This window comes from Pseudomonas syringae pv. tomato str. DC3000, from assembly GCF_000007805.1.
Lineage (GTDB): Bacteria > Pseudomonadota > Gammaproteobacteria > Pseudomonadales > Pseudomonadaceae > Aquipseudomonas > Aquipseudomonas avellanae.
The window spans coordinates 1,778,122-1,797,597 of record NC_004578.1; the positions used below are offsets into that span (position 1 = coordinate 1,778,122).

The following is a 19,476-nucleotide window of genomic DNA, read 5'->3' on the forward strand; positions in this document are numbered from 1 at the left end:
GTGCTGATGAGATACGCAGGCTATGACCAAGGTGTAGTGCCAAAGTGCCGCATCCACCGGTTAACCGTGTAAATATGACGGAACAATACACGTTTCGGGGATTTTTCAACGCAGATATGCGGTTTATTTTTTCGCATGCGGCGCAGATTGGGCGCTATGCCCAAGCGGTCGGGGCTCGACGCCGCTATATCCAGCAACAATGCCGGGTTTGTGCGGCGGTTTTTCAGAAGGCACAAAGCACAAAGGAGAGCCGTGGCTCTCCTCCAATGTGTTTTACCTGCTCTTTTTATTGTTATAGGGCGGCCTGTTCTTGTTGTTGGCGACCAGTCCCTTCACAGCGTTCTTGTGCGACCCCCAATCAGGGTCAAGAGCAAACGTATTTTTTTGAGCGCTGATTCGCTTTAATCATCTGTCTGCACAACAGCCTGATCCCACCGGTTCTGGAGCTACCTGACGGTAGTTTTATTGTTCTCTGTCCGGTCGCGAGGCCTTTCACCGAAAGGTCCCTGTAAAGCTGATCCACTCCAAAAAAATCTGTTAGCTGCGCCTCTGTCCGTTTTGTTCTTGTTATGTCAGAGCCGTTACGTCTTGTTTTTATTGGTTTGCTGCGTCGTTTTTTGTTTTTGTTGTGCAAGAGAGATAGCAGAAGCTGTGCCAACTTTTTCAAAGCCTTTTAAAACAATGACTTAGCTGTGCTATGGGGCGAGATGAGTGGGCTGCGCTGGAAAAACTGTTCCCGTGTTACCCGTTCGGGCCGGTGGATGTGAGTCGCGGTAACACATCCTGTTTCCTTTTATAAAACGAGCAGGTTCAGACGTTTTTCTGCAGCGCTTGTCGCTGATGACTTCATGTTGTCGTTTCCCATTGCCCCAGTGTCGTAGCCAGAGCATGTCTGCTTGCCCGGCAGGTTGATGATTACGGTCGCATTTGCTGCGTGTCACTGCGCGTGGCGGCGATCAAAGCGTGCGGGGTGTGGGAGCGGTCTTGAAAACAACGTTGACGAAGCCCGACAACCGTCGGTGCAGACTTCCGGGGAAGCGATAATGATGATGCGAAAAATACTGGGGGCGGGTGCCGCTCTGGTACTTGCGGTCAGCTCCACGCTAGCGATTGCTGAAACCAAAACCCTGACCATCGGCTATGTAGAAGGCTGGTCCGACAGCGTGGCAACGACCTTCGTGGCCTCCGAGGTGATCAAGCAGAAGCTGGGCTACGACGTCAAACTGCAGTCAGTCGCGGCCGGGATCATGTGGCAGGCAGTGGCGACCGACAAGCTGGACCTGATGCTGTCTGCCTGGCTTCCGGGCACTCACGGTGAGTACTACACCAAGTACAAGGACCAGGTCGTCAACTATGGCCCCAACTTCAAGGACGCGAAGATCGGCCTGATCGTGCCCGAGTATGTAAAAGCCAAAAGCATCGAAGACCTGAAGACCGACGCCTCCTTCAACAAGAAGATCACCGGGATCGATGCGGGCTCGGGCGTGATGCTCAAGACCGATCAGGCCATCAAGGATTACGGCCTGGATGGCTACAAACTGCAGGCCAGTTCCGGCGCAGGCATGATTGCCGAGCTGACCCGCGCCGAGAAGGCGCAAAAGGCCATCGTGGTGACGGGCTGGGTACCGCACTGGATGTTCGCCAAGTGGAAACTGCGTTTCCTCGACGACCCTAAAGGCGTCTATGGCGCTGCTGAAACTGTCGATAACGTCGCCAGCCTGACGCTTGAGAAAAAAGCGCCGGAAGTCGTCGCCTTCCTGAAAAAATTTCAGTGGGCCTCCAAGGATGAAATCGGTGAAGTGATGCTGGCTATTCAGGACGGTGCCAAGCCCGAAGCTGCCGCAAAGGACTGGGTGGCCAAGCACCCGGACCGGGTCGCTGCATGGACCGCTAAATAGTCTCGAAACGCTCTGCAAAGAGGCTCTCAAGACCCTGTCAAGGCCGTCTGGTGTTATCGCCAGACGGCTTTTTACGTTGCGCGATCAGGGTGTTTTCTCAAGCTACGGACTGGCGGTGCGTTTGCGCTGTGCAGAGCCATCCATCTACGGCTAATGTCGTTCTAATACTAAGGTCGTCTGGAGTGCGCGCCGGACCCGACTAAAGTGCGTTACGTGACATCTCATCTGTGCTGCGAGGACAAAAACAATGAACGACAGCATTTACCTCTCGATTCAAAACAGCCCCCGTTTCAAGGAGCTGGTATCCAAAAGAGAGCGTTTCGCCTGGATTCTTTCGGCGATCATGCTTGGCCTGTATGCGGCCTTTATTCTTTTGATTGCTTACGGGCCCCATATTCTGGGTGCCAAGTTGAGCCCGACTTCAACCATTACCTGGGGAATGCCGATAGGCGTAGGGCTGATCCTTTCTGCGTTTGTGTTGACCGCCATCTATGTTCGCCGTGCCAATGGCGAATTCGATGACTTGAACAACGCCATCCTGAAGGAGGCTCAGCAATGATCCGGCGCCTATCAGCAGCACTTGGCCTGGCCGCATTCGCGCCGACCCTCTGGGCGGCAGATGCATTGACTGGCGCAGTACAGAAACAACCCCTGAACGTCGCTGCGATCGTCATGTTCGTGATCTTCGTCGCGTTCACGCTGTACATCACCTACTGGGCCTCAAAGAAGAACAAGACCGCATCGGACTATTACTCGGCGGGTGGCAAGATCACCGGCTTTCAGAATGGTCTGGCGATTGCTGGTGACTACATGTCGGCAGCCTCTTTTCTGGGTATTTCCGCACTGGTCTACACCTCCGGCTACGACGGCCTGATCTACTCGATCGGCTTCCTGGTGGGCTGGCCGATCATTCTGTTCCTGATCGCCGAGCGCCTGCGTAACCTGGGTAAATACACCTTTGCCGACGTAGCCTCTTATCGCCTCAAGCAAAAAGAGATTCGCACACTGTCTGCCTGTGGTTCGCTGGTGGTGGTGGCGTTTTATCTGATTGCGCAAATGGTCGGTGCGGGCAAGCTGATCCAGTTGCTATTTGGTCTGGACTACACCGTTGCAGTGGTGCTGGTCGGTATTCTGATGTGCCTTTACGTGCTGTTCGGCGGCATGCTGGCGACCACCTGGGTACAGATCATCAAAGCGGTGATGCTGCTTTCCGGTGCCTCGTTCATGGCGCTGATGGTCATGAAACACGTCAACTTCGACTTCAACATGCTGTTCTCCGAGGCGATCAAGGTTCACCCTAAAGGTGAAGCGATCATGAGCCCGGGCGGGCTGGTAAAAGACCCGATCTCGGCGTTCTCGCTGGGTCTGGCGTTGATGTTCGGTACGGCGGGTCTGCCGCACATTCTGATGCGCTTCTTCACCGTGAGTGATGCCAAGGAAGCCCGTAAGTCGGTGCTCTACGCCACTGGCTTTATCGGCTACTTCTACATCCTGACCTTCATCATCGGTTTTGGCGCGATCCTGCTGGTCAGCACCAACCCGGCATTCAAGGATGCAGCGGGTGCCTTGCTGGGCGGCAACAACATGGCGGCGATTCACCTGGCCGATGCGGTCGGGGGCAGTCTGTTCCTGGGCTTCATTTCTGCCGTCGCCTTTGCGACCATCCTGGCGGTGGTTGCCGGTCTGACGCTGGCCGGTGCGTCGGCGGTCTCCCATGACCTGTACGCCAGTGTGATCAAGGCGGGCAAAGCCAACGAGAAAGACGAAATCCGCATCTCGAAAATGACCACCATTGCACTGGCTGTCGTGGCGATCCTGTTGGGTATTGCTTTCGAAAGTCAGAACATCGCGTTCATGGTGGGCCTGGCGTTCTCCGTCGCGGCAAGTTGCAACTTCCCGATACTGCTGCTTTCCATGTACTGGAAAAACCTGACCACCCGTGGCGCCATGATTGGTGGCTGGATGGGCCTGATCAGCGCTGTGGTGCTGATGGTGCTCGGCCCGACCATCTGGGTGCAGATCCTGCACAACCCTAAAGCCATCTTCCCTTACGAATACCCGGCGCTGTTCTCTATCGCCATCGCATTCGTGGGTATCTGGTTCTTCTCCATCACCGACAAGTCGAAAGCGGCAGAGGGCGAACGCGCCTTGTTCTACCCGCAGTTCGTCCGGTCGCAGACGGGGCTGGGTGCCAGCGGTGCGGTTTCTCACTAAGTAGCACGTGCAACGAACGAAGCAGCCCCCATGGGCTGCTTTTTCATGGGCGATGGTTTTTTTAGGGCCATAAAAAACCCCGCTTGAGAAAGCGGGGTTTTCGTTACTACTCACTGCTTGAAGCAGCGGGTCATATCTTGCCGAGCAACACCAGAATCAGCAGGATCACCAGGATCGTACCGATGATGCCCGACGGACCGTAGCCCCAGCTGCGCGAGTGCGGGAATACCGGAAGACCGCCGACCAGCAGCAGAATCAGAACGATGATAAGAATAGTGCCGATGCCCATGACGAGTTCCCTCTTTGAATTCCAGTTAAATAGCTATTGCAGTTAAATCGTTTGCCACGAAGGGCGCTTTATTTGCCTGCTTGAAACATCCGACTGCGCGTGTTCGGTAAAGGTTCGGCTTATTTTCAACATTTTCTTACATCTTCAAAAAATCATTAAAATCATGGGTTTGATGCGTTTTTGTCCGACAATAATTCAGTCTTATCAGCAAGTAATAACGTGAAATAGTCTTAAAAATCATTGAACTTAATGGCGTGTAAGCTCTCGCTTATTGGTGTCGGTGGCTAGACCTCCCACATTCTGTCACGGCTGAGGGCACGCCGATGTTTTATCGAATAGCGGCAGATGCGGTAGTGGCGTTTCACCTCCTGTTCATTGTGTTCGTTCTGCTTGGCGGGCTGCTGGTATGGAAAAGGCCCTGGCTGGCCTTGCTGCACGTTCCGGCCATCATCTGGGGGGCGGCAGTCGAGTTTCTGCACCTCTATTGCCCGCTGACACCGCTGGAAAATGCCCTGCGCAGTAGCGCTGGCGAGCAGGGTTATGACGGGGGCTTTGTCGAGCATTACCTGATCCCGCTGATTTACCCGGCAGGGCTGACGCCTGGCGTGCAACTCTGGCTGGGCGGCATTGTTGTGCTGGTCAATGTGATGGTGTACGGCAGGCTGCTGGTGCATTACGTGTCCCGCGCGCGGCGCTCATGAGGCTGCGGGTTTGCTCCAGGCATTCAGCACCTTGATGGTGGGTTTGTCGGGCCTTGGCTGTGATTACACTCAGGCAACTTCGGCATCTCACAAGGCACCCGGTTATGCAAAACCGCATCATGATTACTGGCGCCGGCTCTGGTCTGGGCCGTGAAATGGCACTGCGCTGGGCGCGCGAAGGATGGCGGCTGGCATTGTCGGATATCAATGATGCCGGTTTGCAGGAAACCCTGGCCCTGGTACGCGAGGCGGGCGGTGACGGTTTTGTTCAGCGCTGCGACGTTCGTGACTACAGCCAGCTCACCGCATTCGCTCAGACCTGCGAAGAGCGCTTCGGCGGCATGGACATCATCGTCAACAATGCAGGCGTGGCGTCGGGTGGTTTCTTCAACGAGCTGTCGCTGGAAGACTGGGACTGGCAGATTGCAATCAACCTGATGGGCGTGGTCAAAGGCTGCAAAGCGTTCTTGCCGATGTTGCAGGCGAGCAAGGGCAAGATCATCAACATCGCCTCAATGGCCGCGCTGATGCAGGCCCCGGCCATGAGCAATTACAACGTTGCCAAGGCGGGCGTGGTGGCGCTTTCCGAGAGCCTGCTGGTTGAACTGCGCGATCAGGATGTCGGCGTGCACGTGGTCTGCCCGTCGTTCTTTCAGACCAACCTGCTTGATTCCTTTCGCGGCCCCACCCCGGCGATGAAAGCGCAGATCGGCAGGCTGCTGGAAAAATCCCCGATCACCGCTACAGACATTGCCGATTACATCTTCACGCAGGTAGCCGAAGGCGAATTCATGATCCTGCCCCACGAAGAAGGCCGCCTGGCCTGGGACATGAAGCGCCAACAGCCACAGGCGATGTACGACGAGATGACCGTGATGTGCGCCAAAATGCGCGCAAAGGCCCAGAAAGGGCACGCCTGACTGAGACATCGTTGCGCACGCTCAAGCAGTTCGCGACGCTCTGCGTCGCCAAAGAGGACGCGGAGCGTCCAGAACGGCCTGCGACGCGGAGCGCCGCACGATAGTGGTCGTTAAGATTATCGCTCCCTACGCGCGCCCACCGGTCAGAAGCCATCTCGGTCATGAACGCACAGTTTTCTGATAGGGTTGCGCGCATCGTTCAGCCCCGTTCAGCCCTGTCCCGAGAACCTTTCATGCTCAATTACCTGTGGTTTTTCCTCGCCGCCCTGTTCGAGATAGCTGGCTGCTACGCTTTCTGGCTCTGGCTGCGTCAGGGTAAAAGTGCGCTGTGGGTGATTCCGGCGCTGATCAGCCTGACGCTGTTCGCCTTGCTGTTGACGCGTGTGGAAGCGGCTTATGCCGGGCGAGCCTATGCGGCGTATGGCGGGATTTACATTGTGGCGTCGATTGCCTGGCTGGGGCTGGTGGAGCGGGTCAGGCCGCTGGGCACCGACTGGCTGGGGCTGGCGTTTTGCGTGATCGGCGCGACGATCATTCTGCTGGGGCCGCGCTGGTCAGCGCCCTGAAACGGTCAGCCAACAGCGGCATTTCCTACAATTTTGACTAGAAAGTAAGACGTTTCCTTCAGTCTTTTCCGATGCGGTTGCAGGACGTTACTGATTTGCCATCAGTGCATTGAAGCCCCTTCGCTTGCGATGCACCCTGCCTCTTTTGCGTAACGAAGAGGCAGGACACATGCTGGTATTGACGCGGGACATTGGCGAAACGTTTTCCATTGGTGATGACATCACCGTGCAGATTCTGGGCGTGAACGGCAATCAGGTCCGACTGGGCATCAGTGCGCCCAAGGACATCAAGGTTCACCGGGCCGAGGTGTACAAGCGAATCGCCAACAAGCTTTCGCAGCAGGCCGCGCAGACGCAGCCATAGCCTCAGTCAAAAAACTCTTTGGGCACATCGTGTTTGAGCATCAACTGACATTGTTGGCTCTCAAGGTCGAAAAAGATCACCGCCTGACCTTTGGTCAGCGCATGTCTGACGCGCAATACACGGGTTTGCAGGGGCGTTTCGTCGCCGTTGTCAGTGCCCTCGCGGGTGACAAAGTCCTCGATCAGGCGGGTGAGGGTGTCAGGTTCCAGTTGATCGTAGGGGATAAGCATGGCGGTTCTCTTGTCGATGAGCGGCGATGATAGAACTGCGGTGCCAGGCACCGCAATTCAATTCACCGGGCCTCAACTCTCCTCGCGATTCAGCCCGATCAGGCTGTCTACCGGCGGCACGCGGGTGTCGGACTCCATCTGCGCGTCATGTTCAATCTGATGACTGAACCGCTCCAGCGAACTCTGCGCCGGTTTGGCATCGCTGGCGAACACTGGCGGGCTGAGGATGTACGCGCCAAGCAGCTTGCTGAGCGCGGCCAGGCTGTCGATATGGGTGCGCTCGTAGCCGTGGGTGGCGTCGCAGCCAAAAGCCAGCAGGGCGGTACGAATATCGTGCCCCGACGTCACCGCAGAATGCGCATCGCTGTAGTAGTAGCGGAACAGGTCGCGGCGGACCGGCAGCTCGTTTTCCACGCCCAGACGCAGCAAATGACGAGACAGGTGGTAATCATAAGGACCGCCCGAGTCCTGCATCGCCACGCTCACCGCGTGCTCGCTGGAGTGCTGGCCGGGTGCGACCGGTGCGATGTCGATACCGACGAACTCGCTCACGTCCCAGGGCAGCACGCCCGCTGCACCGGTGCCGGTTTCTTCGGTGATGGTGAACAGCGGATGGCAGTCGATCAGCGGCTCGGCACCGCTTTCGACGATCGACTTGAGCGCCGCCAGCAGCGCGGCAACACCGGCCTTGTCGTCCAGATGGCGGGCACTGATGTGGCCGCTCTCGGTGAACTCTGGCAGCGGGTCGAATGCCACGAAGTCGCCAATGCCGATGCCCAGTGATTCACAATCAGCGCGGGTGGTGCAGTAGGCATCCAGGCGCAGCTCGATGTGGTCCCAGCTGATCGGCATTTCATCCACAGCGGTATTGAAGGCATGCCCGGACGCCATCAACGGCAGCACGCTGCCACGGATCACGCCGGTGTCCGTGAACACGCTGACCCGGCTGCCTTCGGCAAACCGGCTGGACCAGCAGCCGACGGCGGCAAGCGCCAGACGGCCATTGTCTTTGACCTCCCGAACGCTGGCACCAATGGTGTCCAGGTGCGCGGATACTGCGCGGTCGGGGCTGTTCTGTTTACCCTTGAGGGTTGCGCGAATCGTGCCGCGACGGGTCAATTCAAACGGGATACCCAGTTCTTCCAGACGCTCGGCCACGTAGCGCACGATGGTGTCGGTGAAGCCCGTGGGGCTTGGGATCGCGAGCATTTCCAACAGAACTTTCTGCAGGTATTTCAGATCCGGATCGGGAATGGTTGCAGGGGTCATGAATGCTCCTTATGGAGCAGTTGCAAGCCACAGGCTGCCAGGGTCAAAACCCCTGTGTGCAGCCTGTTACTCGCAGCTGCGATCAGATATGCACAGGCAGGCTGTGCGGAAACAGCAGATCGACGAAACGTTCGGCAGTAGGTTGCGGTTCATGGTTGGCCAGCCCGACGCGTTCGTTGGCTTCAATGAACACATAGTCGGGCTGATCGGCAGCGGGCACCATCAGGTCCAGGCCGACCACCGGAATATCCAGCGCTCGGGCAGCACGTACCGCTGCGTCACTGAGTACCGGGTGCAAGATGGCCGTGACATCTTCCAGACAGCCTCCGGTGTGCAGGTTGGCAGCGCGGCGTACGGCCAAACGCTGATCCATCGGCAAGATATCGGCATAGTCAAAACCGGCCTCACGCACTGTGCGCTCGGTTTCCTGGTCCATCGGGATACGGCTTTCACCATCGGTCGCGGCAGCACGGCGACGGCTTTGCGCTTCGATCAACTGCTTGATGGTGTGACGGCCATCGCCAATGATTTCTGCAGGGCGGCGTATCGCCGCGGCCACCACCTGAAAGCCGATCACCACGATGCGCAGGTCCAGGCCCTCGTGAAAGCTTTCCAGGATCACCCGGCTGTCGAACTGACGGGCCTGTTCGATGGCGCTCTGCACGTCTTCAAGCGTGCGCAGGTCAACCGCGACGCCCTGGCCTTGCTCGCCATCGAGCGGCTTGACCACGACTTGCTTGTGCTCTTCGAGAAACGCACGATTGTCGGCCTCATCGCCCGCCCGCTGCTGCGCTGGCAAGCGCAGCCCGGCCGCTTTCAGGGCGCGATGGGTCAGGCTCTTGTCCTGGCACAGGGTCATGCTGACCGCGCTGGTCAGGTCGCTCAACGATTCCCGGCAGCGAATACGACGGCCGCCATAGCAGAGTGTGAACAGCCCGGCATCGGCATCGTCTACCTGCACGTCAATGCCGCGACGATGCGCCTCTTCGACGATGATCCGCGCATACGGATTGAAGTCCGCCTGCGGGCCAGGGCCTAGAAACAGCGATTCGTTGATGCCGTTTTTGCGTTTGATGGCGAAGGTCGGCAGATTGCGAAAATTCAGCTTGGCGTACAGCGCCTTGGCCTGCTCGTTGTCATGCAGCACCGACAGATCAAGGTAGCTCAGGCCACGGCTCATGAAATGCTCGATCAGATGGCGAACCAACACCTCACCCACACCTGGGCGTGTGCACTGCGGGTCAACCGCCAGGCACCACAGGCTGCTGCCTTTTTCCGGGTCGTTGAACGCCTTTTGATGATTCAGGCCCATGACACTGCCGATGATCGTGTTGCTGCCTTCGTCCTCGGCCACCCAGTACACCGGGCCGCCCTGATGACGCGGGGTGAGCAGGGCAGGGTCGATGGGCAACATGCCGCGTGCCAGGTACAGGTTATTGATGGCCTGCCAGTCGGTTTCGTTGTGCGCCCGGCGGATACGATAACCGCGGAACACGCGCTGCGCCGGACGGTAGTCGCTGAACCACAGACGCAACGTGTCCGACGGGTCGAGAAACAACTGTTGCGGCGCTTGCGCCAGCACCTGCTGTGGCGCGGCCACATACAAGGCAATGTCGCGTTCGCCGGCTTTCTCGTTAAGCAGGTCCTGCGCCAGCGCTGCCGGGTCAGGATACGTATGACCGATCAGCAGGCGACCCCAGCCACAATGCAGGGCCAACGGCTCTGCATCGATCTGGCTGCCATCTTCGGCTAGGCGCGCTTGCAGGCGTTCATACGAGGGCGACTGTCCGCGCAACAGGCGTTGGCTATAAGTCGTCGCGTTCTGTTTCATCAATCACAGTCCTTGTTCGCTGAGCCACAGGTTCAGCGCGGCCAACTGCCACAACTTGGAGCCGCGCAGCGGCGTGAGCTGGCCTTCGGGATTGGTCAGCAGCTTGTCGACCATGGTCGGGTTGAACAGGCCGCGGTCCTGGCTCGGATCGGTCAGCAGTTCACGTACCCAATTGAGTGTATCGCCCTGCAAATGCTTGAGGCCGGGCACAGGGAAATAGCCCTTCTTGCGGTCGATCACTTCTGATGGAATGACCAGCCGCGCCGCTTCTTTCAGCACTTGCTTGCCGCCATCGGGCAGCTTGAACTTGCCCGGAATACGCGCCGACAGCTCGACCAGACGATAGTCGAGAAACGGCGTGCGCGCTTCCAGGCCCCAGGCCATGGTCATGTTGTCGACACGTTTGACCGGGTCATCGACCAGCATCACTGTGCTGTCCAGACGCAGCGCCTTGTCAACCGCAGCGCTGGCACCCGGCTGGGCGAAGTGATCGCGAACGAAGTCACCGGCTGCATCGTTGGCGGTGCGCCATTTTGGCTGAACAGTGTCCGCGTATTCGGCGTAGCTGCGGTCCACAAAGGCGTAACGGTAGGCCGCGACCGGGTCGCTTGCGCCATCGACTTGCGGGTACCAGTGATAACCGGCAAACAGCTCGTCAGCGCCCTGGCCGCTCTGCACGACCTTGCAGTGCTTGGCCACTTCGCGCGACAGCAGATAAAAGGCGATGCAGTCGTGGCTGACCATTGGTTCGCTCATGGCGCGGAACGCCGCAGGCAACTGCTCGATGATCTCGCTTTCCTGAATGCGCAACTGATGGTGACGCGTACCGTAATGCTTGGCGATCAGGTCCGAATATTGAAATTCATCGCCACGTTCGCCGCCAGCATCCTGGAAGCCGATGGAGAAGGTTGACAGGTCCTCGACACCCACTTCGCGTAGCAGGCCGACCAGCATGCTCGAATCGACACCGCCCGAAAGCAGCACGCCTACGTCTACCGCAGCACGCTGACGAATGGCCACCGCTTCGCGGGTGCTGTCCAGTACACGGTCGCGCCAGTCTTCCAGAGTGAGATTTTTCTCGTCCTCGTGGGGACCATAAGGCAGGGTCCACCAGACTTTCTGCTCGACCTTGCCGCTGGCGTCAATGCGCATCCAGCTGGCAGGCGGCAACTTCTCGACGCCGGCCAGCAGCGTACGCGGTGCAGGCACCACAGCATGGAAGTTGAGGTAATGATTGAGCGCCACCGGATCAAGCATCCCGCTGATATCACCGCCCTTGAGCAGGGCAGGCAGCGAGGACGCGAAGCGCAGGCGCTTATCGGTTTTCGACAGGTACAACGGCTTTACACCGAGGCGGTCACGGGCAATGAACAGCTGCTTGCTGTCGCGCTCCCAGATGGCAAAGGCAAACATGCCATTGAGCTTGGGCAGCATCTCTGCGCCCCACGCGTGGTAGCCCTTGAGCAATACCTCGGTGTCGCCACCGGAATGGAACTGATAGCCAAGGCTTTCCAACTCGGCACGCAATTCGGGGAAGTTGTAGATCGCACCGTTGAAGGCCATCGACAGGCCAAGGTTGCTGTCGATCATCGGCTGCGCCGAGCCATCCGACAGGTCCATGATTTTCAGACGGCGGTGACCAAGGGCAATCGGCCCCTGGCTATGAAACCCCCACGCATCCGGGCCGCGAGGCGCCAGCTCATGGGTAATACGCTCAACTGCGGCGAGGTCCGCTGGTTGATGGTCGAAACGAAGTTCACCTGCTAATCCGCACATAAGTCCTTACCGGGTTTCCGTTGGGGAGGTGACTGAGAAAGTGCAGTCACCCAGAAACTGACCCAGTGAGGACAGGGTAGTTTTAGATCAAAAAGTTATAAGCAGGCAAGTACAGTTGTCGAGTTCGCATCAGCTGGCCCGACAGCCAGCAGTAAGGAACAACCATGGGTTTTCGTGAAGCGTGGTGTAACGAAATAAAAAACATAACCCTGGGAACACTTTTCTACATTGTTTTAATATGCGTCCAGGGTTATATTTTTGTATCGATTGGCAAGGAGGTGGAGGTGCAAAGCAGGCAATTGGTAAAGGAGCTTGAAGCAGATGGTTGGGTTCTTGATCGTGTCACCGGCAGTCACCATATGTTCAAACACCCAGAAAAGTCTCAAACAGTTCCGGTGCCGCATCCCAAGAAAGACTTGCCGCTTGGAACAGTAAAGGCCATCAGAAAGCTTGCCGGATTGGCGTAGTTCAGCCTTTATCTTGCAACCTTTTCGGAGAAAAAATGAAATATCCAATATGCATAGAGTGGGGCGATGAGACCACAGCGTTCGGCATTCAGATACCGGACATACCTGGTGCTATCACCGCAGGCGATACCTTTGAGGAGGCTCATGCGGCAGCCGTTGAGATCGCTCATATCATGCTGCAGGAGATTGCAGCCAGTGGCGGGTCTATTCCGAAAGTCGGGACCGTTGCCGAGCATGCCAAAAACCCTGATTTTTCTGGAATGGGCTGGGGCATGCTGGAAATCGATGTAACGCCTTATCTAGGCAAGACGGAAAAGGTCAACGTCACCTTGCCTGGCTTTGTGATCAGACAGATCGACCGCTACGTAAGGGATCACAGCATCAAAAGTCGCTCGACCTTCCTGGCTGATGCTGCGCTGGAAAAGCTCGGTCGAGCGTGACGGCAGTCGAGGTGCTCAATACCCCGTCATCTCCAGATACCCGACCCCCTCCTGACTCCCGGTGAAACTCACCGGGCCTTCCCAGTAGGGGATGCTGGTGCCCATCCAGGCTTTGGGGTTCAGTGCCTGGGTGGTGATGTCGAGGTTTCTGCCGGGAATTTTGATTGCCCAGCGGGTGGGCACCTTGTGCTCACCGATTGACGTTTCATTGACAGGTTCGAGGCTGAGTTCGTTGGCGTGAAGCATTTTGGTCGTACCATCGGCGCTGATCCAGTTGCCGGTCAGGTAGGGCGTGCCGTTCTTGTAGCGGATGCGGTAGAGCATCAGGCGCTCGCCGTCGGCCAGTTGCAGGGAGAACCAGTCCCAGCCGCTCTGGTTGGCGGTCAGTGGCTGGCTGCTCCATTCCCGGTCCAGCCACGCTTTGCCGGTGACCTGATGGGTTTTGCCCTCGATGACGACACTGCCTTTGGCGTCGAAAAACGGCTGGCTGTAATAATAGGAAGCCTGGCCCGCTTCCGATTTCTGGCTGTAGCCTTGTTCGCCCTGTAACACCAGCGGTTTGCTGGAGGTAAGTTGCAGGTTGTAACGGAAATCCTTGCCGCTGGCTTTCAGTTGCATCATGGCGAGCGGGTCGTTGTTTTGCGTATCACTGGTGAATACCCAGTCGTCGATCCAGGCTGAGAAGGGCGCCAGTGTGACGTTCGCCTGGCCGATTCCACCCCGGGCATAACGCTCTGCCACGTAGTGCCCGCTGCTGGATGTGGCCGCCGCATGGCCCAGCCAGATTGTGCCTTCGTTCCAGCCGCTGCCCGGCTGTTTGCCGGGTCGCAGGGCGCTGCGGAACAGCGTCCATTGCACGCCGAAGGGTTGGCCGGTGTCATCTTTCAATGTCGCGGTGATGTACCACCATTCGATGCGAAAGCCAGGGTGCTGGCCGTGGTCCTCGGGAAATGAGAAGACCTTGCCCGGCGTCACCTGAGTGTAGGCGTCGGCGGCATTGCCCAGCCCGGCGAAGCCGCTTTCGGGCTGCGGTTTGTCATCGCAGGCCGCGAGCAGCAATGCGATAGCCAACGGCATCAGCCACTTAATGTTCACTGGCAAAGGTCCTCAGTAAATCCGCTGGGCGGCTGCGGTACAGCTTCAGCAGCGGCCAGGCCGAGGCCAGCAGGGTGGCTAGTATTGCCAGTGACATGAGTTGCAGCAATTGCAGTGGGAATACTTGCAGTGGCAGGCGCCAGCCAAACGCCTGAACATTGATCACCGCATCCAGACACCACGCGATCATCAGGCCCAGCGGTATGGAGAATGCCAGCGTCAACAGGGCCAGCAGCCAGGTTTGCCCCAGGTTGAGCAACATCAGTTGCCGTCGCGTCACACCCAGCGCCCACAACGGGGCGAGTTGCCCGAGGCGGCTCTGGCTCTGGGTCAGCAGGCTGATGAATAGCGCCACGCCAGCCACGCCCAGCGTCAGGCTATTGAGGGCGGCGGTGGCTGAGAATGTACGTTCGAAGATCTGGGTTGACCAACGCTTGATCTGGCTCTGATCGATGATGTGATTGTCGTCGAGCGCAAAGCGGTCTTGCAGTTGCTTGACCAGAGGCGGAATCGCGGCCTGATCGACCCTCAGGTTGAAACGGAACGGGCTCAGTTGCGGCCAGTGGGCAAGCAGATGTTTTTCGTTGACCAGCAGATGGCCCTTGGGGTTTCCATAGTCGGCGTAGATCCCGACGATGCGCGGTGTCCATTGGCCGTTGGGCACGGGGATGTTCAAGGTATCGTTCAGCGTGAGCTTGAGACGGCGCGCCAGTTGTTCGCTGAGCATCACCGTATCGCCGTCACGCAAAAGGTTCCACGGATCACCCTTTACTGATTCAAGCAGCTCCCAGTGCTGGCGGTAGATGGTGTGATCGACCACGCCGAACAGATCGGCGGGCCATCCCTGAACCTGTACCGCTACTTGCCAGTTGGGTATCACTGCGCTGATGTGCGCTTGCTGGCTCAGCCAGGTTTGTAAAGGTTGAGCCTGCGTCGGGTCTTGCGGGCTGACGTAGAGCTCGGCAGTCAGACGCTGGTTCAGCCAGCTATTGAACGTCTGGCGAAAGCCCGAGGTCATGCTGCCCACGCCGATATTGGCCGCCATCGCCAGCAGCAAGGCCATCAATGCCAGGCTCAACGAGGGCAACTGCTGCCTGCAATCAGCCAGAAACCATTGCCCCAGCACCGAACGACTGCGTGTCAGCAGGCCGCCGAGCATGGCATCCAGCAGCACCGGTAGCCCGAGCCCTGCACTGAATAACACGGCGGACATCAACACAAAACCCAGTAACAGGCTGTTGCCGAACAGCAAAGCCAGTAGTGCGACGAGCGCACCGGCCGCTGCAACCCAGGCTTGTCGCCGCAGCCAGCGTGCGTGGGCCTGCTGCCATGCCTGGGCATCTGCCAAGGCAAGCAAAGGCAGACGTGCCGCACGCAACAGGCTGTTGATACCGGCCAGCAAAGCGCCAAGCAGGCTCAGCCCGATGCCGCTGAGCCACCACCACAGGCTGAGGTTCAGTTGGCCAGCGACTTCGGCACCGTAAAGACCGCGCAAACTGGCCACTACATCCGGCAGCAGCAAGCTGGCCAGAAAATAGCCGCTGACCACACCCAGCAGACCACCGAGCAGGGCCATCGCGCCCAGTTCGACGCTCAGGGCCGTGATCAGCATTCGCGCACTGACACCACAGGCACGCAGGTTACGCAGCAGGCCGCGGCGTTGTTCCAGTGCCAGGCCAATGGCCGCGTGGACGATAAACAGGCCCACTCCGAACGACAGAACGCCCAAGGCGCTCAGGTTCAGGTGAAAGCTTTCTGTCAGCCGCTGCAGATTGTTTTCTTCGCCCGTCTTGCTGATGACCAACTGACCGTTCAGTGCTGGCGGCAACTGCGGGTTGCGCGCCGCGAAGTCCTTGTGCAGCAGCAGGCTGGACAATTCATCGGGCTGGCCGAGCAATGCTTGAGCGAAGCCGATGTCAGTGAGTAGCACGCCGGGGGCCATATCGGGTTTGGCGCGCAGCGGCGGCAAGGCAACGCCATTTTCGCCCAGTGGCTGCCGGCCTTCTTCAAGCCCGAGCGACTCAAGGGTCTGCGGTGATACCCAGGTCGCTCCCGGCGGGGTGAGAAAATCAACGACCTGATCAGAGTCCAGTGTCTGTCCGGCCAGTGTGCTGTTCGGCAACGTCAGCGGCTCGATGCCGAGCAATTGCAAGCGCTGGCCTTCCAGCCCCTTGAGCGTGATTCGTCCGCGTATGACTGGCGACACCGGCCAGCCTTCACGGCGCAGCTGTATGTACAGTTCCTGAGCAAACAGCCCGCCGTCGGGCGCTGCGATGCTGGTCTGCGGCTCGCCGCCAATCAACTGGCTGGCACGCTGGTAGCTTTCCCGTGCCTGACTATTGAGCGCCTGCACGCCGGTCAGCAGTGCGGTGGCCAACCACAAACCGGTCAGCACGCTGAAAAATTGCACGGGATGACGTCGCCAGTGGCTCAGTAATGCGCGCAGGGTCCAGTAGAAAACTCGCATCAGCGCTCGCCTTCGACTGCCAGACGACCGAGATGCAGCACCACTCTGCGCGCCAGTCGGTCAGCGACCCGCGGGCTGTGGGTGACCATCAACAGGCTGGTGGGGCTGTCGGCGAGCACATCCAGCAACAATTGCAGCACTTCGTCACTGGTGGTCTCGTCGAGATTGCCGGTGGGCTCGTCAGCCAGCAGCAGGCTGGGCCGTGAAGCGAGGGCGCGACCTATCGCTACCCGCTGCTGTTGTCCGCCGGACAGTTGCTCGGGATAACGATCCAGCAGCGTGCCCAGCCCCAGACGTTCGATCAAGTGCGTCTGCCAGAGCGCATCGAAACGCCCGGCCAGCCGAGCCTGAAACGCCAGATTGTCGGCGATTTTAAGGCTGCCGATCAGGTTGAACTGCTGAAACACCAGACCGATTTCGGTGCGCCGCCAGTTAGCCAGTTGGCTTTCGTTCATCAGGTCCAGGCGTTGGCCGGCAATCTCGATGCTGCCGTCATCGACCTGATCAAGGCCCGCGACCAGATGCAGCAATGTGCTCTTGCCACTGCCGGATTCGCCCATCAACGCCAGGCTTTCACCCTGTGTCAGGTGCAGGTCCACGCCCCTTAATACATTCAGCGGCCCCTGTGCCGTGGTGTAGCGCTTGAATACGTTTCGCACTTGCAGCATGAGCGGCTCAATATTCCTGACTGAGTTCAAAGAGTAGCGCCTGAGCGCGAGCGCGTCGCGGGTAGATGCCCACTATCGTGCGACTCTCCGCGCCGTATGCCGCTCAGGACGCTTTGCGTCCTCTTTTCAACGCAGAGCGTCGAGAGCTGCATTCCCACGCTGGAGCGTAGGGAACGATAATCTCAACTATCGTGCGATGCTCCACGTTGGTCCTGCTTTTCAGGCTACTTCCCGCCGCCGCGAATCAACCCGCGCAGGGCAAACCGGTTAGGGTGACAGGCTTCGGCAACGCTGCGCGGCAAGGGCAGGGGTTCGTTATCGAGCCAGGCGGCGATCAGTTCGGCGCACAGCGGCGCGGTGATCAGCCCACGTGAGCCGTGGCCGCTGTTGACGTACAGGCCGTCCAGCCACGGGCAGGCGATATCCGGCACCTGACGCGCATCCTTGCCCAGCGCAGCATAGGCCTGAACGAACGCCTCGCGGTCTGCCAGCGGACCGACGATCGGCAAATAATCCGGACTGGTGCAACGAAACGCCGCGCGCCCCCGTAACTGCTCGGGCGGCCTGTCAGCGGCCTCAAGGCGAGACGCCAGGTCTGCCGAGATTTCCTGCAACAACGTCAGATTGCCAAGGTGATCCGCCACGTTGGGGGTCAAATCGACACTGTTGAAATCAAAGCTGGCGCCCAACGTGTGTTCACCCAGACGCGCCGGAGCCACATAACCCTCCGCACACACCACCGTGCGCAACGCAGCACTCGCCCCGGTCTGCGGCAGGCTGGTGATCTGCCCGCGAATGCGTTTGAGCGGCAGCTCGGCACTCTGCGAGAACTGCTTGATGTCCGCCGCCCCGGCCAGTACGACGACAGGCGCGCTGTCGATCAGCTGCGCGTCACTCCACACCTGCCACTGATCATCGACGCGTCGCAGCTCCAGCGCCTGATGATGGGCGATCAGGCGAATATTCGCGTGCTGGATCTGCGCGTGACACAACGCTGGCGGATGCACCCAGCCGCCCTCAGGGTAAAACAGCCCGCCGCTGTTTAGCGCGATGCCGCTCTGCACCTCGGCGGCGCGCCGATCCAGCAGGTGCAGCAGCGATTCAGGGAAGGCCTCGGCGAGTTGCTTCTGGCGTTGTGCCTCCTTGTCGTCGAAGGTCAGTTGCAGCACGCCGCATGCGTCCCACTCGACACCCCGTTGCAAGCGTTCAAGTTGCCTGCGCGTGTGGCCAAACCCACTGAGAATCAACTGTGACAACGCCGTACCGTGCGCTGAAAGTTTCAGGTACAGCACGCCCTGCGGGTTACCCGAGGCCTCCTGCGCGGGTGCCGCGTGACGCTCCAGCAGGCTGACCTGCCAGCCCCGTTGCGCAAGGCTCTGCGCCGTGGCACAACCGGCCAGCCCAGCGCCGATCGCCAACGCCTTGCGCTCGCCTGCAAGCGGAGTGGGACGGGCGAACCAGGGCTTGGCGGCAGGCACCGATGTGACGCCCTCCGGCCAGGCGATAAAAGCACCGCGCAGCACTTCCCATTTATGCCCGATACCCGGCACCCGCTTCATCTTGAAACCTGCTGCATTCAGCGAGCGCCGCACCCAGCCGGTGCTGGTGAAGGTGCCAATCGTGGTGCTCGGTGTGGACAGTCGCGCCAGTTCGGCGAACAGTTCCGGGGTCCACATGTCCGGATTTTTCGCCGGCGCAAAGCCGTCGAGAAACCATGCGTCAATCTGCCCGTCCAACTGCGGCAGCATCTGCAGGGCGTCGCCGATCAGCAAGGTCAGGGTGACCCGGCCGTTATCGAATACCAGGCGCTGAAAGCCTTCATGTATCGCCACGTATTGCCCGAGCAGTTGATCGGCAAAACGCGACAGCTCCGGCCACAACACCAGAGCACGTTGCAGGTCGCCCTGGCTCAGCGGGTACTTCTCGACACTGACAAAATGCAGGCGCGCATCAACCGGCGCGCACTCATCGAACAACTGCCAGGCACAGAGAAAATTCAGCCCGGTGCCAAAGCCCGTTTCGCCAACGATCAGCCGTCCGCCGACCGGCAATTCGGTAAACCGCCGACGCAGGTCGTTCTGCACCAGAAACACATGGCGGGTTTCATCCAGACCGGACTCAGTGGAAAAGTACACGTCGGAAAAGTCGTGAGAACGCGGGTTGCCTTGTTCGTCCCAGTCGATCCGGGCGTGGCGGGTAATAGTCATGTCGGGCTCGGCTTAGGCAGTGGCAGCATTTTAGCCGTCTGCGCAGATAAAAGTGCTATCAAGACTGCGTGGAT

General features: G+C 59.0%; 18 protein-coding genes. 9 read left to right on the plus strand and 9 right to left on the minus strand.

The window, feature by feature from the left end:
- Positions 1-1,043: 1,043 nt before the first annotated feature.
- The 3 genes from PSPTO_RS08465 (at position 1,044) to PSPTO_RS08475 (ending at position 4,112) form a co-directional block, all read left to right on the plus strand.
- Positions 1,044-1,898, plus strand: a complete 855-nt coding sequence (locus PSPTO_RS08465; protein WP_005767600.1) for a glycine betaine ABC transporter substrate-binding protein — start codon at positions 1,044-1,046, stop codon at positions 1,896-1,898.
- 247 nt (positions 1,899-2,145) lie between these two features.
- Positions 2,146-2,457 carry a DUF485 domain-containing protein gene (locus PSPTO_RS08470; RefSeq protein ID WP_002552552.1) on the plus strand — a complete coding sequence of 104 codons (312 nt, stop codon included), beginning with the start codon at positions 2,146-2,148 and terminating at the stop codon, positions 2,455-2,457.
- Positions 2,454-4,112 (plus strand): cation acetate symporter, encoded by a 1,659-nt coding sequence (locus PSPTO_RS08475; RefSeq protein WP_010202721.1) that lies wholly within the window; start codon positions 2,454-2,456, stop codon positions 4,110-4,112. The genes PSPTO_RS08470 and PSPTO_RS08475 overlap by 4 nt, the downstream gene beginning before the upstream one ends.
- Positions 4,113-4,242: 130 nt before the next feature.
- On the opposite strand, the gene PSPTO_RS08480 is transcribed toward PSPTO_RS08475, so the two are convergent.
- The gene (locus tag PSPTO_RS08480; RefSeq protein WP_002552554.1) at positions 4,243-4,401 is read right to left on the minus strand and encodes a DUF3309 family protein; all 159 of its coding nucleotides are present in this window, start codon (positions 4,399-4,401) and stop codon (positions 4,243-4,245) included.
- A gap of 323 nt (positions 4,402-4,724) precedes the next feature.
- Here PSPTO_RS08480 and PSPTO_RS08485 point away from each other — a divergent pair, with 323 nt between their 5' ends.
- From PSPTO_RS08485 to csrA, 4 genes are all read left to right on the plus strand, one after another.
- The gene (locus PSPTO_RS08485; RefSeq protein ID WP_005767605.1) at positions 4,725-5,102 is read left to right on the plus strand and encodes a DUF2784 domain-containing protein; all 378 of its coding nucleotides are present in this window, start codon (positions 4,725-4,727) and stop codon (positions 5,100-5,102) included.
- Between the two features lie 104 nt (positions 5,103-5,206).
- Positions 5,207-6,022: an SDR family oxidoreductase gene (locus PSPTO_RS08490; protein WP_005767607.1), complete on the plus strand. Its 816-nt coding sequence runs from the start codon at positions 5,207-5,209 to the stop codon at positions 6,020-6,022.
- 233 nt (positions 6,023-6,255) lie between these two features.
- Positions 6,256-6,588, plus strand: coding sequence for a YnfA family protein (locus PSPTO_RS08495; RefSeq protein WP_011103636.1), 333 nt, complete (start codon positions 6,256-6,258; stop codon positions 6,586-6,588).
- A 169-nt stretch (positions 6,589-6,757) separates the two neighbouring features.
- On the plus strand, positions 6,758-6,952 hold the full coding sequence (csrA, locus tag PSPTO_RS08500) for a carbon storage regulator CsrA (RefSeq protein WP_003381023.1): 195 nt from the start codon (positions 6,758-6,760) through the stop codon (positions 6,950-6,952).
- A 2-nt stretch (positions 6,953-6,954) separates the two neighbouring features.
- Here the strand turns inward: csrA and PSPTO_RS08505 are convergent, their stop codons facing one another.
- The 4 genes from PSPTO_RS08505 to PSPTO_RS08520 all read right to left on the minus strand — a co-directional run bounded on the left by PSPTO_RS08505 (position 6,955) and on the right by PSPTO_RS08520 (position 12,058).
- A complete protein-coding gene (locus PSPTO_RS08505) occupies positions 6,955-7,182 on the minus strand; it encodes a YheU family protein (protein WP_004879420.1) in 228 nt (75 codons plus the stop codon).
- Positions 7,183-7,254: 72 nt separating this feature from the next.
- Positions 7,255-8,451, minus strand: a complete 1,197-nt coding sequence (locus PSPTO_RS08510; protein ID WP_005767612.1) for an osmoprotectant NAGGN system M42 family peptidase — start codon at positions 8,449-8,451, stop codon at positions 7,255-7,257.
- 82 nt (positions 8,452-8,533) lie between these two features.
- Positions 8,534-10,282 (minus strand): N-acetylglutaminylglutamine synthetase, encoded by a 1,749-nt coding sequence (gene ngg / locus PSPTO_RS08515; protein WP_005767614.1) that lies wholly within the window; start codon positions 10,280-10,282, stop codon positions 8,534-8,536.
- Positions 10,283-10,285: 3 nt separating this feature from the next.
- Positions 10,286-12,058, minus strand: a complete 1,773-nt coding sequence (locus tag PSPTO_RS08520; protein ID WP_011103637.1) for an N-acetylglutaminylglutamine amidotransferase — start codon at positions 12,056-12,058, stop codon at positions 10,286-10,288.
- A gap of 284 nt (positions 12,059-12,342) precedes the next feature.
- Between PSPTO_RS08520 and PSPTO_RS08525 the strand changes: the two genes are divergently transcribed.
- On the plus strand, positions 12,343-12,525 hold the full coding sequence (locus tag PSPTO_RS08525) for a type II toxin-antitoxin system HicA family toxin (RefSeq protein WP_011103638.1): 183 nt from the start codon (positions 12,343-12,345) through the stop codon (positions 12,523-12,525).
- A gap of 35 nt (positions 12,526-12,560) precedes the next feature.
- Positions 12,561-12,965 carry a type II toxin-antitoxin system HicB family antitoxin gene (locus PSPTO_RS08530; protein ID WP_005767619.1) on the plus strand — a complete coding sequence of 135 codons (405 nt, stop codon included), beginning with the start codon at positions 12,561-12,563 and terminating at the stop codon, positions 12,963-12,965.
- A gap of 15 nt (positions 12,966-12,980) precedes the next feature.
- Here the strand turns inward: PSPTO_RS08530 and PSPTO_RS08535 are convergent, their stop codons facing one another.
- The 4 genes from PSPTO_RS08535 to mnmC all read right to left on the minus strand — a co-directional run bounded on the left by PSPTO_RS08535 (position 12,981) and on the right by mnmC (position 19,402).
- Positions 12,981-14,060: a lipocalin-like domain-containing protein gene (locus PSPTO_RS08535; protein WP_046463929.1), complete on the minus strand. Its 1,080-nt coding sequence runs from the start codon at positions 14,058-14,060 to the stop codon at positions 12,981-12,983.
- Complete coding sequence (locus PSPTO_RS08540; RefSeq protein ID WP_011103640.1) at positions 14,050-16,527, minus strand: ABC transporter permease; 2,478 nt, start codon at positions 16,525-16,527, stop codon at positions 14,050-14,052. Before PSPTO_RS08540 ends, PSPTO_RS08535 begins: the two co-directional genes overlap by 11 nt.
- Positions 16,527-17,195, minus strand: coding sequence for an ABC transporter ATP-binding protein (locus tag PSPTO_RS08545; protein ID WP_011103641.1), 669 nt, complete (start codon positions 17,193-17,195; stop codon positions 16,527-16,529). The genes PSPTO_RS08540 and PSPTO_RS08545 overlap by 1 nt, the downstream gene beginning before the upstream one ends.
- A gap of 224 nt (positions 17,196-17,419) precedes the next feature.
- Positions 17,420-19,402, minus strand: coding sequence for a bifunctional tRNA (5-methylaminomethyl-2-thiouridine)(34)-methyltransferase MnmD/FAD-dependent 5-carboxymethylaminomethyl-2-thiouridine(34) oxidoreductase MnmC (gene mnmC / locus PSPTO_RS08555; protein WP_011103642.1), 1,983 nt, complete (start codon positions 19,400-19,402; stop codon positions 17,420-17,422).
- Between the last annotated feature and the right edge of the window lie 74 nt (positions 19,403-19,476).